Here is a 13,942-nt window from a genome sequence, read left to right as displayed (position 1 = left end):
CGATGCGGCGGCTCCGGCTCGTCGACATCGGGCGGAAGCCCGTGCCGTGATGTCGGCCCGGCCTCTGCCGGTCGCCTCGTCGGGCATCCGGAGGAGCGCACCTGCGGCGCCGTCGCCAGCACCGGCAAGGGGGGATGCTCTCGGTCCATGAACGTCACCAGTGCGAGCGCGGAGGAGGTGCTGGACCAGCTCGGCAGCCGGCCGCAAGGCCTCGACCCCGCCGAAGCCCGCAGCCGTCTGGCGCGGGTCGGTCGCAACGAGGTCGAGCGGGTGACGGGGGTGCCCTTGTGGCGACGCTTCGTCGGCAGCTTCACCCATTTCTTCGCCCTTCTGCTCTGGCTCGCGGCCGGTATGGCCGCGGCCGCCGAGATCGCCGATCCCGGAGAGGGCATGCTCACCCTGGCACTCGCGATCGTCGCCGTCGTCCTCGTCAACGGCCTGTTCGCGTTCTGGCAGGATTACCGCGCCGAGCGGATGCTCGCCGCCCTCGAGCATCTCCTGCCGCAGTGCACGCGCGTGCGCCGCGGCGGACAGGTGCTCGAGATCCCGGTCGCGGAGGTGGTGCCGGGCGACGTACTGCTCCTCGCCGAGGGCGACGCGGTGCCGGCCGACTGCCGCCTGCTGCAGAGCTTCGGTCTTCGGGTCAACGCGGCCACGGTGACCGGCGAATCGCTGCCACAGGGCAAGAGCGCCGCACCCGTGGCCGAGGAGGATGTGCTGCACAGCCCGAACGTGCTGCTCGCCGGCACCGAGGTGGTCTCGGGCGAGGGCGAGGCGGTGGTGTTCGCGACCGGCCCACGCACCGAGTTCGGGCGCCTCGCCCATCTGGCGCAGACCGGTGGTGGCGGGCGCTCGCCCTTCCTCGAGGAGATCGCGCGGGTGAGCCGGGTGATCGCCGTGATCGCGACCGGGCTCGGCGCGTCGTTCTTCCTGATCGGCCTATCGGTCGGGCTCGACCTGTTCGGGGCCGCGATCTTCGGCATCGGCATCATCGTTGCCAACGTGCCCGAAGGGCTGCTGCCGACGGTGAGCCTGGCCCTTGCCATGGGTGCCCAGCGGATGGCGCAGCGGCGCGTGCTGATCCGCCATCTGCCCGCGGTCGAGACGCTGGGTGCGGCCACGGTCGTCTGCACCGACAAGACCGGCACGCTCACCGAGAACCGCATGACGCTGCAAGCGGTCTGGCTCGCCCGGAACCGCACGGCCGGACCACCCGAGCAGCTCCTGCGGCCGGAGCTGCCGACGGACCGCCGCCTGCTCGCGGTGGCGCGGTGGTGCCAGAGCCTGAAGCCCAAGGCGGGCGGCGGCTGGCTGGGCGATCCCATGGAGGTGGCGCTGGTCGAGGCGGCGCAGCGGCTCGTGCCCGACATGCCGGAGCCGGCGCTCCTCGGCGAGGTGCCGTTCGATGCGCAGCGGCGGCGGATGAGCGTACTGCGGGCCGAGCCCGACGGGCCCTGGCTCTATCTCAAGGGTGCGCCCGAGGTGGTGCTGGCCGCCGCCACGCGGATCGCGACCACGACAGGCGATGCGCCGCTGGACGAAACGGCGCGCCGCGCCGTGGAGGAGGCCGCGAGCGGGCTCGCCGAGCGCGGGCTCAGGGTGCTGGCGATGGCGGCACGCCCGCTCGGCAAGCACGACTGCGACACCGCCGACGAAACGGAGCTCGTGCTGCTCGGCCTCGTCGGCCTGCACGACCCGCCGCGCCTCGGCGTGGCCGAGGCCGTCGCCGCCGCCCGCGCCGCGGGGGTGCGGGTGATCATGACCACCGGCGACCATCCGCGCACGGCGCTCGCCGTCGCCCGCGAGATCGGCCTCGTCACGGACGAGCGGTCGGTGCTCGTCACCGGCGAGCGGCTCCATCGCATGTCGGAAGCGCAGCTCCGCCTCGTCCTGAGCGCGCAAGAGATCGTGTTCGCCCGGCTCGCCGCCGAGCAGAAGCTGCGCCTCGTCCGGGCACTCCGCACCATGGGCGAGGTGGTGGCGATGACGGGCGACGGGGTCAACGACGCGCCGGCGCTGCGCGCAGCGGATATCGGCATCGCCATGGGCAGGAGCGGCAGCGACGTGGCGCGCGAGGCGGCCGACGTCGTGCTCGTCGAGGACAACTTCGCCGACATCGTGGCCGGGATCGAGGAAGGCCGGGCGGTGTTCGCGAACGTCCGCAAGTTCATGACCTACATCCTGACCTCGAACATCCCGGAGCTCGTCCCCTATCTCGCCTTCGTGCTCTTCGGCATCCCGCTGCCGCTCACCATCGTCCAGATCCTCGCGGTGGATCTCGGCACCGACATCCTGCCGGCCCTGGCTCTCGGCGCCGAGCGGCCCGATCCGGACGTCATGCGCCGCCCGCCACGGCCGAGAAGCCAGCGGCTCCTGAGCCGCGGGCTCCTTCTGCGCGCTTACGCCTTCCTCGGCCTGTTCGAGGCGGCGGCGGCCATGCTCGCCTACTTCGTCGTGCTCCGCACGGGCGGCTGGCGCTGGGGCGAGGCGCTGGGTCCGCACGACCCGCTCTACCTCGAGGCCACCACGGCCACCTTGTGTGCCATCGTCGTGACGCAGGTCGTGAATCTCTTCGTCTGCCGCAGCGAAGAGCGCAGTGCCTTCACGCCGCCGCCCGCTCGCAATCCCTGGCTGCTCTTCGGCCTCGCGGCCGAGATCGGGCTCATCGCCCTCATCGTCTACACGCCCTGGGGCAACGTCCTCTTCGGCACGGCGCCACTTCCGCCCGCGGCCTGGCTGCCGAGCCTGCCCATAGCCCTCGCCATGCTCGTGGCCGACGAGCTGCGCAAGGCATGGCGGCGTCGGCGCCGGACGACCGAAGCCGATCGAGGGCATCGTCAGGTGGCGGCGAGCTCGCCCGGCTGAATGTCGACGCAAGACAGGCCGAAGGCATCGAGCCCGGCCTCGAGATGGTCGGTCAGCACCGGGATGCCCAAAAGATAGGCCGAAGTCGCCCCCCGTCCGTCGGCTGCGGGCGGCCGCCACCGCCCGTGGCTACTCGTCGGCCGGGTAGTCGCCGCGCCCGACCCAGGCGAGCGCCACGGGCGCACACTGCTCGTCCTCGTCGAGACCGTCGATGAAGATATGAAGCTCCTGGAAGGTCGGGTCGTCGCCATAGGCGGCGAGAACCTCGCGGAAGCCCTCATCGATCGGGTTCCCGCCGTAATCCTCCTCGACCATGTCCTCCTGCACGTCGAACGCGCGTGCCTTGACGATCACGCAGCGCACCTTGTCGAGGCCGATCCCCAGCTGCGGTTTCGCCGCTCTCCCACAAGCGGAGCTGCGCTGTCGGCAGCCCGCCTCCTTTCCTCCTGCCGTCTCACCCGACGAGGCAATGCTTGCCGATGAGGTGCACCGTCGAGGCTTGGAGGGACGTCCTCGTGCACGTGATCCCGGGGCCCGGTACGGGATCGACCACGATCTCCTTGCCGGGCACGGCGAGATCGATGCGGGTCCGCACCTCCGCCGCGGGCGACGGGTCCATCTGGCGGAAGTGGACGATCAGCGGCTGCTGCACGGTCTGCTCTCCCTTCATTCCAGTATGACCGGCTGCGCAGGAGCGCGGCCCGAGACGATCGCCCTTTCCCGAGACGATCACCCTTTGATGCAGATCACGGGCCGCAGCCGGGCAACCCGGCGGGCGAGGCCCGCGGCCTCGGCGGCGGCGACGACGGCATCCACGTCCTTGTAGGCGCCGGGCGCCTCCTCGGCGACGCCGCGCAGGCTGTGGCTGCGGACGAGAATGCCGTGGGAAGCGAGCTCGTCCACGATCTGCCGGCCGTTCCACTGCCGCAGCGCCTGATGCCGGCTGAGGCTCCGCCCGGCGCCGTGCACGGCCGAAGCGAAGGCGCGCCCCCGCTCGCAGCCCGCGAGCACCCACGAGCCCGTGCCCATGCTGCCGCCGATCAGGACGGGCTGGCCCCACGGTCGCAAGGCCTCGGGCAGGGACGGATCGCCGGGGCCGAGGGCGCGCGTCGCGCCTTTGCGGTGGACATGGAGCTCCCGCTCGACCCCGTCCGCGCAGCGGTGCCGCTCCAGCTTGCAGGTGTTGTGCGAGACGTCGAACAGGAGCCGCAGCCTGCCCCCACTCCCGAACAGTCGCGTGAACACCTGCCGGGCGAGCTGGCCGATGATCTCGCGGTTGGCGAGCGCACAGTTGATCCCGGCGCGCATGGCACCGAGATAGCGCTGCCCGAGCTCGGAGGCGATTCTGGCGCAGGCGAGCTCACGATCCGGAAGGGCGATGCCGGCAGGCTCGGCGGCGAGCGCCATCTCGCGCAGATAGTCGGTGCCGATCTGATGGCCGAGGCCTCGGCTACCGCAATGGATCGTGACCACGATCCGACCGCGCTCGAGGCCGAAGCCCTCGGCCGTGGCGGGGTCGAGGATCTCGGCTACCGCCTGCACCTCGAGATAGTGGTTGCCCGAACCGAGCGTTCCCATCTCCGCGCGCTGCCGGCGCTTGGCCGCGGCGGAGACGGCAGCGGGTTCGGCTCCTGCCATCCGGCCTCCCTCCTCGATCCGGATCAGATCCTCGGGCTCTCCCCAGCCGCGCGCCACCGCCCACACGGCCCCGCCCAGGAGCATGGCGTCGAGCTCGGTCTCGTCCAGGCGGATCCCGCCCTTGCCGCCCAGGCCCGCCGGCACGGTCGCGAGCAGGGCGTCGGCCAGGCTTTCCTTCAAGGGCTCGATCTCCTCGGAGCCGAGATCGGTCAGCATGGTCCGCACGCCGCAGGAGATGTCGAAGCCCACCCCGCCCGCCGAGATCACCCCGGCTGCGGTGGCGTCGAAGGCGGCCACGCCGCCGATCGGAAAGCCATAGCCCCAGTGTGCGTCGGGAAGCGCATAGGCCGCATCGACGATGCCGGGCAGGCTCGCGACGTTGGCGAGCTGCTCGCCGACCTTGTCGTCCATCGCCCGGAGCAGGCCCTCGTCGGCATAGATCACCGCCGGCACCTGCATGGCGCCGTGAGGCTCGAGGCGCCAGGTCGTGGCATCGACACGGGTGAAGCGGGCGGGATTCATGACGGGCCTCCTTCACGTCTCCGCCGCGGCCTTCGGGCTCAGACGTCGACCACGCACTGCGCCACCCAGGTGCCATCGGGCTCCCGGCCGACACGGAGCGCCGTCAGCGTGGCGCCCTTGACCTCGACGGCCGGCGCGTGGCGGCTCCGGTCCAAAGGCTCGCCCCAGGCCGTGGCGGTGAGGGTATCTCCTTCGATATGCACCTCGAACCGCCCGAACAGGAGCCCCTCCTCCGCCATCGCCAGCACGAGCGCATTGAGCCAGTCGCAAAGGAGCATGGCGTCGTCGGGAGCCCTGCACGCGATCGTCACCGCGCGTTCCGGCCGCACCTGCTCGGGCTCGGTGACGACCGCGGTCAGCGCGCGTGCGGCCTCCTCGAAGGCCGCTTCCTTGCTAGGCCCATAGCCGCGCACACCGATATCGGCATCGTGCGCGAAGTGCTCGAAGCCGCGACGGGCCATGCATCCTCCCGACAGGGCACGCCCGGCCCAGGGCATGGGCCGGGTTCGCCGTCGATTCCGTTCTCAGCCGGGCTTGATTTCGATCGTGCGGCGCCTGGCCTGTGCCTCCGGCTTCTTGGGCAGGGTGAGAGTCAGCACCCCGCTCTTGAAGGTCGCCTCGATCTTCTCGGGGTCCGCGTCTTCGGGCACCGGGAACGAGCGCTCGAACGAGCCGTAGCGCCGCTCGGAGAGGAAGTAGTTCTCCTTCTTCTCCTCCCGTTCCTGCTTCTTCTCGCCCTTGATCGTCAAGACGTCGCCGGACAGCGAGAGCTCGACGTCCTTCTCCTCCATCCCGGGCAGCTCGGCCGTGATCTTGTAGCCCTGCTCGGTCTCGGCGACGTCGACCGCCGGAAAGCTGGCCTCGAACATGCGCTGGAAGCGCCGCCAGGGCTCGGCCTCGAACCGGCGCCGGAACGGGCTGAGCATGGAGCCGGCGAAGAACTCGTCGAACAGCCGGTCCATCTCGTCGCGCAGCGCCAGAAGCGGGTGCCGTGCCGGCGGCACCGACGGCGCCTTGCGCTCGGCCTCGGGCTGCGCAGGGGTCTTGGCTTCGACATCGGCCATGATGATCTATCTCCTCTTTTGGCCGCTGGATTTCTCCAGCCGTTCGTTATTGGCATATCGGCCCGGCGTTCGTCTTGATTTAGATCAATTGCATCTCGATCTCCCCTTCGAGCACCGTGAGCGACCCGACAGGCGATCGCGCCTTGATCAGGATCGATCCCGAGCACCGGGCCGGGTGATCACGGCACGGGCCTGCCGCAGGCCCGCTTCCAGGCACGCGGCCGGCGAGCCGCGACGTGCCCAGCGGTCGAGAAAGCCCGCGACGAACGCATCACCGCCGCCGGTGAGGTCCACCACGTCGGTCGGCTCGGCAGGGACGAAACAGATGCCGGCGGCATCGGCCAAAGTGGCGCCGCGGGCGCCTTCCGTGATCACCAAGGTCAGCGGATGGTCGCCGGCGATGGCGGCGCGCGCTTCGCCTGCCGCGAGACCGGGGAAGCGGCACTCGAGAACGGCCCGACGGATGAAGCAGACATCGAGAAGCGCCGCCAGCGCCGGCTCGGGGATCTCGTCGATGTCGCACGAGGTCGTGGCGCCTCTGGATCGCGCGGCGTGCAGGAGCGGCAGAGCGACGGCGTCGAGCGGTGTCGCATCGTGCAGATGCGCATCCGGGCCGAACAGGTCCGGCGGCACCTGCGCCGGATCAAGGGCCGCGTTGGCGCCGCCGGCGACGACCATCCGCTTGCTGGTCCCGTGCGCGAGCACGGCGGCGACGCCGGTGCCGAGCCGGCCCGTGCGCTGGACGTGCCGCACGTCGACACCCGCCCGGGCCAGCTCCTCGAGGCACCAGTCGCCGAGGCGATCGCTGCCGGCGCAGGCGATCAGCGCGACCTCGTTGCCGAGCCGGGCCAGCCAGAAGGCGGTATTGGCCGCCGAGCCGCCGCAGCCGATATGCGCCTCCGCGCAGCGCAGCTTCTCATGCTCCTCGGGCAGGCGGACCACCGGAAAGATCAGATCGACGTTCAGGCTGCCGAGACAGACGAACCGCTTCGCCATCGACGACACCTCATCCGGGCTCGCCGCGGCCGGCGATGCAGGCCACGGGCACGATCACGTCACAGGTGGCTGCCGGAGATGCCGAAGTTGCCGGCCGGAGAGATGGCGACTCCGTTGAACAGGTGGACGTCGCTGTCGGTCCGTCCGACCACCGAGAACCTGACGCCGTCGAAGGTGAGCGATCCGGAGAGCCTGCAGGCCCCATCGAGCGTGATGCGCGCGGACACGACTCCCCCCGGCCCGCCATGCTCGTTGACGCACTGCGTCCTCGGGACGACTCCCTCGCGGGAGAATCTGACTCGGCAGTAGCCACCGGCTACGGATCCGGTCAGATACCAGAAGCCCTCGACCTGCGTCGTGGAGCAGACCGCGTTGGCAGCACTCGTGCCGAGGGCAAGCAGACAAGCAACCGTTGCTGCAGCCAACCTCATCATGAATCCTCCTCTTCCTATCTCGAGAGATAGAACTGTTATCATCGTCACATCATGCATCGTCTTGCAAGCGGGCATTGGCAATTCTTCGAATCGCGATATTCCGACTGCTTTCCGGGTGCTCAACGACGGCCGGAAGGTCCGGAACCTTCTCGAAGAATGCACGGTCCCGCAGCTCGGTGCGCAGGGTATCCCTGAGCTCCGGGGTGAGCGCTCGCCCGGCCGGCTCGGCGTGGGGCCGCATGTACCAGCAGGAGCAGCGCCATAGCGGAAACGGCGAGCAGATGCATGGTCGTCGTCACTCCTTGGGGATGGCCATCGCCTGGTCGTCGAAACGGCCGGTGGCCGCATCACGATGACACTGGCCAAGTAGACGAGCACCACGATGCCGTACCCGGCGAAGCTGTGCACGCCCATCCACCATTCCGGGGCGAGAAAGCGGTGAGGAAGTCGATCGTCACCAGGAGGACCAGGAGCCAATGGAAGATGCGGGTCGGCAGATCCCAGACCCGGACCGTGCGCTCTTCCCTCGCTTGGGCGGAACGTGATGCCGTAATGCCCGACACCCGCCTCCCCTGGCCGGATCGACCGCCCCGATCGTGCCCTCGCCCTCCGTCTCCGAAAGGGGGGCCGGCAAGGACTGCTATGCGATGCGCTTGCGGCCGGTGATCATGGCGCGGGCGAGGTTCTCGTGGTGGACGAGGCTCGCGAGCACCACCCCACCGATATGCAGAACGACCAGGGCCAGGGTCAGATTGGCCAGCACCTCGTGCAGCTCTTCCCACATGCCCTCGCCCGCCGGGCCGCGTTCCTCCTCGCTCTCGTCCTCTGCGACGGCGGCGGTCCGAGCCGGTGCAACCGCGGTGGCGAGCCCCGCGAGCGGGCCGGCGTGCTTCTCGATCGCATAGAGCTGGAGCCCGGTGCCGACGACGAGAGCGAGCCCCAACAGCAGGGCCAGGGTCATCGCCCCGCCGGCCGGGCTGTGGCCGAGATAGCGCCTGGCACGGAAGCGGACGAGGTCGACGAGGTAGCGCCAGACCGCGAGTGGACCGGCGACGAAGTCGCTGAAGCGGGCATGCTTCGGGCCGACGAAACCCCAGACGAGCCGCAGGAGGATCACACCGCCGACCGCGTAGCCCGCCCAGACGTGGAGCGCCAGCATCTCGTCGCCGCTGAAGTAGGCGGTGAAGAAGGCCAGCACGAGCGTCCAGTGGCAGATCCGCACCAGCGGATCCCAGACCTGGACCACAGGCTCCCCCTCCGATACCGGAAGGGACGATGATGCGGCATGCATGGCCTTTTCTCTCTGACCCTGTCAGCCTCCCTTTTACGCTCTCCTGCCGGAAGCCGCATTGATGTCGATCAAGCCCACGGGCGGATGGGCGCCGCCAGGACCGTTTCCGCCCGTGGCGCAACGTGCGTGAGCGGTATCGCGATGCCGGAAGCCGCCCTCAGCCGATCCCGGCATCCCAGGGCGGGTTGCCGCCGTAGCGCTCGACCAGGAAGTCGACGAAGCTGCGCACCTTGGGGGTCAGACTCCGCGGGTGCGGGTAGACGGCGTGGATGGCGAGCTCCGACGCCTCCCAGCCCGGCAGCAGGCGGACCAGAGCGCCCGTGCGCAGCGCCTCGCCGACGATGAAGGTCGGCTGCAGCACCACACCCTGCCCGGCCACAGCCGCCGCCACCACCGCGTCGCCGTTGTTGGCGACGAAGTTGCCCGAGATCCGGACCGTCTCCTCGACCGGGCCGAGACGGAAGCTCCACTGGTCGCGGTCGGCCGCGTAGCTGTAGAGCAGGCAGTTGTGCCGGGCGAGATCGGCCGGCCGTTCCGGCGCGCCGCAGCGCTCGAGATAGCGCGGTGCAGCACACAGCACGACCCGGCAGTGGGCGAGGCGCCGCGCGATCAGGCTCGAATCCGCGAGCCGGCCGATGCGGATCGCGAGATCGTAGCCTTCCTCGACGAGATCGACCACCCGGTCGTTGAGCACGAGCTCGACCCGGACCTTGGGATGCAGCTCGGTGAAGGCGGCGATCGCCGGTGCCAGGTGGCGCGCGCCGAAGGACATGGGCGCATTGAGGCGCAGGAGGCCGCGCGGCTCGGCCTGGAGCGAGGAAACGCTCCGCTCGGCCGCCTCCAGCTCGTGCAGTGCTGCCGAACAGCGCTCGAAGAACGCCAGTCCGGCTTCGGTCAGGCTCTGCTTCCGCGTCGTCCGGTTGATCAGCCGCACACCCAGATGCTGCTCGAGGGCCTGGATGTGCCGGCCCAGCATGGTGCGGGAGAGACCGAGCTCGGCGGCCGCGGCGGCTTGGCTGCCGAGTTCGACCGTGCGCACGAAGGCGGTGAGCGAGGTCAGGCGGTCCATGGCGTCGGACGATTATCGACCACGATGCGCATGTCTATCGCTGATACGACGGATTAACGCTTTTAAGTTTTCAATCCATCTTCGGCAGCAACGATCCCATCCCGACCGCGAGGACGACATGAACGATTCCCGCAACGCCGCCTATGCAGCGCTCCTGCTCCGGCTCGCCCTCGGCACGCTGTTCCTGGCGCACGGCCTGATGAAGGTCTTCGTGTTCACCGTGCCGGGAACGGTGCAGTACTTCCAGAGCATCGGCTATCCCGGCTTCTTCGCCTATCTCGTCATCCTGGGCGAGGTCGGCGGCGGCTTGGCGCTGATCTCGGGCCTTTGGACCCGCATCATCGCCCTGGCGCTCCTGCCGATCATGATCGGCGCCACGCTCCAGCACCTCGGCAATGGCTGGGTGTTCAGCAGCCAGGGCGGCGGCTGGGAGTTCCCGGCGTTCTGGACGGCAACACTCCTGGTCCAGGCCCTCCTGGGCGCCGGCGCCTTCGCTCTCGACCCGGCCGCCGTCTTCGGCGCATCGTCCACGGATCGCCCCGTCGGCGCCACGCGCTGACCATGCCTGGAGATCTCGGGCCATGCCTCGCTTCCCCGCCCTCTTCCTCTCGCACGGCGCGCCTACACTCCTGATCGAGCCCAGCCCGGCCAGGGAGTTCCTCGCCGGCTACGGTAAGGCGCTCGGCGAGCCTTCGGCCATCGTCGTCGTCTCCGCCCACTGGGAGACCGAGCGGCCGCTGGTGACGGCGGCCGCCCGGCCCGAGACCATCCACGACTTCTACGGTTTCCCCCGAGCGCTCTATGAACACCGCTACCCCGCGCCGGGCGACTCGGTTCTGGCACGGCGCATCGCGGGCCTTCTGGACGAGGCCGGCCTCGCGGCCGGGCTCGATTCCGAACGCGGCCTCGACCATGGTGCCTGGGTGCCGCTCTCGCTGCTCTACCCCGAAGCCGGCATCCCGACGCTGCAGGTCTCGATCCAGCCCCGGCTCGGCCCGGCGCATCACCTGGCGCTGGGCGAGGCCTTGCGACCCTTGTGCGAGGAAGGTGTGCTCGTCATCGGCTCGGGCAGCCTCACCCACAACCTGCACGACTTCCGCGGCCACATTCTCGCCTCCCCGCCCGAGCCCTACGTGGTGGCGTTCGGCGAATGGGCGGCCGCGGCGGTCGAGGAGGGCCGCACCCAGGATCTCCTCGCCTACCGCGAGCGGGCGCCCTACGGAGTCCGCGCGCACCCGACCGAGGAGCATCTCCTGCCGCTGTTCGCGGCCCTGGGCGCTGGGGACGGGCCCGGGCGGCGGGTCCATGCCAGCCACACCTACGGTGTCCTGGCGATGGACGTCTATGCCTTCGCCTGAGCCCGGCCGGCGCTCACGCGGCGTCGGCCGCGACCAGGGCCAGAACCCGCAGCGGGCTGCCGGAGCCGCCCTCGATCTTGAGCGGAGCCGTGATCAGCACGGCACCTCTGGGCGGCAGGAGGTCGAGGTTGCATAAAGAGGCGAGTCCGAACTTGCCCGCCCCGTGCAGGAGATTGTGCGCCGGGAACGGCGGCTCGAAGCCGAAGGCCCTGCCGGCATCGGTCCCCACCGCCTCGACTCCCCAGCCGATGACGTCGCGCTCCTCGACCAGAAGGCGCATCGCGGCGACGCTCGGCCCCGGAACATGCGGTCCGTCCGCCTTCGCGTTCAGGAAGGCGGACGGGTCCTCGCGCTTCGACCAGTCGGTCCGCATCAATACCCAGGAGCCTTTCGGGATGCGCCCGTGTGCGGCCTCCCAGGCCAGGATGTGCGCGGGCTCGAGCAGGAAGTCTTCGTCCGCGGCAGCCTCCTTCGAGCAGTCGATCACGCAGGCCGGGGCCACGAAGCGCTGGGCCGGGATCGTGTCGGTATGGGCCTCGGCCAGCTCCCGCCCGGTAATCCAGTGCGCCGGGGCGTCGAAGTGGGTCCCGGTGTGCTCGCCGCAACTGAAGTTGTTCCAGTACCAGGCGGGCCCGCGCTCGTCGTAGCGCGAGATCGTCTCGAGGCGGAACGGCTGCGTGGGTGCGAATGGCGGCGGAAGCTGGATCACGGGCGTCGACGCCCGCAAGGGCTGGGTCAGGTCGACGACGCGAACAGCACCCGTGGCGATGGCCGCCGCGAAGCTGGCGAGAAGCTCGCTCGACATGTTGGCCTCCCCCTTTGTCGCCGCATCGGCTGCGGCCGTGCCTTCCCGGCACGGGCGGAAATAGAGGGCGGGCTCGCGGCAGCGTCAAGGAGGAGCGGAGCGTTGGCGCTGGCAGGCGGCAGAAGATGCCGCCAGGATGCGGACGGAAAGCACGTCCGGGGAGGAGCCGTCCATGACCGAGATCCGTCTGCCCGCCGCGACCGTGGCCGAGGCCCTGCTCGCGACCTTGGCCGCGCGTGGGGTCGATCACCTGCTCGCCAATGCCGGCACGGATTTCGCGCCTCTGATCGAGGGCTTCGCCCGGGCACCGTCCTCCGGCCTGCGCTTGCCCACACCGCTCGCCATCCCGCACGAGCAGGCGGCGATCGCCATGGCGCACGGCTACTGGCTCGCGACCGGCCGGCCGCAGGCGGTGATGGTCCATGTCAATGTCGGCCTCGCCAACACGCTCATGGGTGTCATCAACGCGGCGCGGGACAACGTGCCGCTCCTCCTCCTTTCCGGCCGCACGCCCATCGGCGAGGCCGGCCGCACCGGCTCGCGCGACCTGCCGATCCATTGGGGCCAGGAGATGCGCGACCAGGGCGGCATGCTGCGCGAGCTGGTCAAATGGGACTACGAGCTGCGTTACCCCGAGCAGGTGCCCGAGATCGTCGATCGGGCGCTCGCGATCGCGACCAGCCCGCCGATGGGCCCGGTCCATCTGGCGCTGCCGCGCGAGGTCTTGTGCGAGCCCGTGGACGGGCTGGTCCTGCCCGAGATCCCGCGGCAGCACGCGACGGCACCCGCCGTGCCCGCACCCGCAGCGCTCGCCGAAGCGGCCGATCTCGTCGCCGCGGCCCGGCACCCGCTCGTACTCACCCAGCGCGCCGGCGGCTTTCCGGACGGCTTCTCGGCGCTCGCCGGGATCGCGGAGCGCTTCGCGCTGCCGGTCGTGGAGTTCTGGCCGCCGCGCATCTCGCTGCCCGTCGACCATCCCATGCACGCCGGCTTCGATCCCGCGGGGCCGCTCGCCGAGGCCGACCTCGTCCTGGTGGTGGATGCGCTCGTCCCCTGGATTCCGCTGCGCCACAAGCTGCCGACCGACTGCCGCGTGATCCAGCTCGGGCCGGACCCTCTGTTCGCGAGCACACCGGTCAGGGGTTTTCCCTGCGATCTCGCGCTCTCGGGCGACGTCGCGCAAAGCCTGCGCCTGCTCGGGGCGCTGCTCGAGGAGCGGCTGCCCGCGAGCTCGCGCATCGTGGCCGAGCGCTACGAACGGCTCGCGGCACGGCACGCGGCGGCCAGAGCGGCACGCCTCGCGGCCGCGGATCGCGGCGCAGGGCCGCCCATGCTGCCGGGCTTCGTCGCCCGCCGGCTCGCCGAGACGCTGCCGGAGGATGCCATCCTGTTCTCCGAGCTCGGCTGCGATCCCTCGGTCATGGCCTTCCGGACACCCGGCAGCTATTTCGGCTTCCCGCTCGCGGGCGGACTGGGCTGGGGCCTGCCGGCAGCGCTCGGCGCCCAGCTCGCCCGCCCCGAGCGTGTGGTGGTCGCCACGGTGGGCGACGGCAGCTACCTGTTCGCGAACCCGGTCGCCTGCCACCAGGTCGCCGAGGCGCTGCGGCTGCCGGTCCTGACAGTGATCCTCAACAACGGCATGTGGAACGCCGTGCACAAGACCACGCGCATGGTCTACCCCGATGGCCATGCCGCCCGCGCCAACGCCATGCCGTTGACCTCGCTCGAGCCGGCCCCCGACTACAGCCTGATCGCCCGCGCCAGCCGCGGCCATGCCGAGCGGGTGGAACTGCCAGACGAGCTGCCGGGCGCTCTGGCGCGAGCCCTCGACGTGGTGCGCCGCGAGCGCCGGCAAGTGCTGCTCGACGTTCGCGTGGCCCCGGCCTGAGACGTCGCTGCG

The 13,942-nt window shown here is 70.5% G+C and carries 14 protein-coding genes; 4 read left to right on the top strand and 10 right to left on the bottom strand.

What is annotated here, in order from left to right; all coding sequences use genetic code 11:
* The first annotated feature begins 147 nt into the window (after positions 1 to 147).
* Positions 148 to 2,865, top strand: a complete 2,718-nt coding sequence (locus U1T56_RS06685; RefSeq protein WP_418158676.1) for a cation-translocating P-type ATPase — start codon at positions 148 to 150, stop codon at positions 2,863 to 2,865.
* Between the two features lie 129 nt (positions 2,866 to 2,994).
* On the opposite strand, the gene U1T56_RS06680 is transcribed toward U1T56_RS06685, so the two are convergent.
* The 9 genes from U1T56_RS06680 to U1T56_RS06640 form a co-directional block, all read right to left on the bottom strand.
* Positions 2,995 to 3,219 carry a DUF3775 domain-containing protein gene (locus tag U1T56_RS06680; RefSeq protein WP_418158675.1) on the bottom strand — a complete coding sequence of 75 codons (225 nt, stop codon included), beginning with the start codon at positions 3,217 to 3,219 and terminating at the stop codon, positions 2,995 to 2,997.
* A 100-nt stretch (positions 3,220 to 3,319) separates the two neighbouring features.
* Complete coding sequence (locus U1T56_RS06675; RefSeq protein ID WP_418158674.1) at positions 3,320 to 3,517, bottom strand: hypothetical protein; 198 nt, start codon at positions 3,515 to 3,517, stop codon at positions 3,320 to 3,322.
* 77 nt (positions 3,518 to 3,594) lie between these two features.
* On the bottom strand, positions 3,595 to 5,025 hold the full coding sequence (locus U1T56_RS06670) for an RtcB family protein (RefSeq protein ID WP_418158673.1): 1,431 nt from the start codon (positions 5,023 to 5,025) through the stop codon (positions 3,595 to 3,597).
* A gap of 38 nt (positions 5,026 to 5,063) precedes the next feature.
* Positions 5,064 to 5,486 (bottom strand): archease, encoded by a 423-nt coding sequence (locus U1T56_RS06665; protein ID WP_418158672.1) that lies wholly within the window; start codon positions 5,484 to 5,486, stop codon positions 5,064 to 5,066.
* 63 nt (positions 5,487 to 5,549) lie between these two features.
* Positions 5,550 to 6,089: an Hsp20/alpha crystallin family protein gene (locus U1T56_RS06660; protein WP_418158671.1), complete on the bottom strand. Its 540-nt coding sequence runs from the start codon at positions 6,087 to 6,089 to the stop codon at positions 5,550 to 5,552.
* Positions 6,090 to 6,236: 147 nt separating this feature from the next.
* The gene (locus U1T56_RS06655) at positions 6,237 to 7,085 is read right to left on the bottom strand and encodes a carbohydrate kinase family protein (RefSeq protein WP_418158670.1); all 849 of its coding nucleotides are present in this window, start codon (positions 7,083 to 7,085) and stop codon (positions 6,237 to 6,239) included.
* A 59-nt stretch (positions 7,086 to 7,144) separates the two neighbouring features.
* Positions 7,145 to 7,312: a hypothetical protein gene (locus U1T56_RS06650; protein WP_418158669.1), complete on the bottom strand. Its 168-nt coding sequence runs from the start codon at positions 7,310 to 7,312 to the stop codon at positions 7,145 to 7,147.
* A gap of 847 nt (positions 7,313 to 8,159) precedes the next feature.
* Complete coding sequence (locus U1T56_RS06645) at positions 8,160 to 8,765, bottom strand: cytochrome b/b6 domain-containing protein (protein WP_418158668.1); 606 nt, start codon at positions 8,763 to 8,765, stop codon at positions 8,160 to 8,162.
* A 202-nt stretch (positions 8,766 to 8,967) separates the two neighbouring features.
* Entirely contained in the window at positions 8,968 to 9,879 is a 912-nt protein-coding gene (locus U1T56_RS06640) for a LysR family transcriptional regulator (protein WP_418158667.1), read from the bottom strand.
* A 118-nt stretch (positions 9,880 to 9,997) separates the two neighbouring features.
* Between U1T56_RS06640 and U1T56_RS06635 the strand changes: the two genes are divergently transcribed.
* Both U1T56_RS06635 and U1T56_RS06630 read left to right on the top strand, forming a co-directional pair.
* Positions 9,998 to 10,438 carry a DoxX family protein gene (locus U1T56_RS06635; RefSeq protein ID WP_418158666.1) on the top strand — a complete coding sequence of 147 codons (441 nt, stop codon included), beginning with the start codon at positions 9,998 to 10,000 and terminating at the stop codon, positions 10,436 to 10,438.
* A gap of 22 nt (positions 10,439 to 10,460) precedes the next feature.
* Complete coding sequence (locus U1T56_RS06630; RefSeq protein WP_418158665.1) at positions 10,461 to 11,237, top strand: DODA-type extradiol aromatic ring-opening family dioxygenase; 777 nt, start codon at positions 10,461 to 10,463, stop codon at positions 11,235 to 11,237.
* Between the two features lie 13 nt (positions 11,238 to 11,250).
* Here the strand turns inward: U1T56_RS06630 and U1T56_RS06625 are convergent, their stop codons facing one another.
* Complete coding sequence (locus tag U1T56_RS06625; protein ID WP_418158664.1) at positions 11,251 to 12,042, bottom strand: cyclase family protein; 792 nt, start codon at positions 12,040 to 12,042, stop codon at positions 11,251 to 11,253.
* Between the two features lie 172 nt (positions 12,043 to 12,214).
* Between U1T56_RS06625 and U1T56_RS06620 the strand changes: the two genes are divergently transcribed.
* Positions 12,215 to 13,930 carry a thiamine pyrophosphate-requiring protein gene (locus U1T56_RS06620; RefSeq protein WP_418158663.1) on the top strand — a complete coding sequence of 572 codons (1,716 nt, stop codon included), beginning with the start codon at positions 12,215 to 12,217 and terminating at the stop codon, positions 13,928 to 13,930.
* Positions 13,931 to 13,942: the final 12 nt, after the last annotated feature.

Source organism: Benzoatithermus flavus (assembly GCF_037908215.1).
Classification (GTDB): domain Bacteria; phylum Pseudomonadota; class Alphaproteobacteria; order Geminicoccales; family Geminicoccaceae; genus Benzoatithermus; species Benzoatithermus flavus.
This window is presented reverse-complemented; position numbering and strand designations above follow the sequence as displayed.

Coding starts and splice junctions, on each gene's coding strand:
- U1T56_RS06685 (WP_418158676.1), top strand. CDS start 148: ATGAACGTCACCAGTGCGAGCGCGGAGGAGGTGCTGGACCAGCTCGGC.
- U1T56_RS06670 (WP_418158673.1), bottom strand. CDS start 5,025: ATGAATCCCGCCCGCTTCACCCGTGTCGATGCCACGACCTGGCGCCTC.
- U1T56_RS06665 (WP_418158672.1), bottom strand. CDS start 5,486: ATGGCCCGTCGCGGCTTCGAGCACTTCGCGCACGATGCCGATATCGGT.
- U1T56_RS06660 (WP_418158671.1), bottom strand. CDS start 6,089: ATGGCCGATGTCGAAGCCAAGACCCCTGCGCAGCCCGAGGCCGAGCGC.
- U1T56_RS06655 (WP_418158670.1), bottom strand. CDS start 7,085: ATGGCGAAGCGGTTCGTCTGTCTCGGCAGCCTGAACGTCGATCTGATC.
- U1T56_RS06640 (WP_418158667.1), bottom strand. CDS start 9,879: ATGGACCGCCTGACCTCGCTCACCGCCTTCGTGCGCACGGTCGAACTC.
- U1T56_RS06635 (WP_418158666.1), top strand. CDS start 9,998: ATGAACGATTCCCGCAACGCCGCCTATGCAGCGCTCCTGCTCCGGCTC.
- U1T56_RS06630 (WP_418158665.1), top strand. CDS start 10,461: ATGCCTCGCTTCCCCGCCCTCTTCCTCTCGCACGGCGCGCCTACACTC.
- U1T56_RS06625 (WP_418158664.1), bottom strand. CDS start 12,042: ATGTCGAGCGAGCTTCTCGCCAGCTTCGCGGCGGCCATCGCCACGGGT.
- U1T56_RS06620 (WP_418158663.1), top strand. CDS start 12,215: ATGACCGAGATCCGTCTGCCCGCCGCGACCGTGGCCGAGGCCCTGCTC.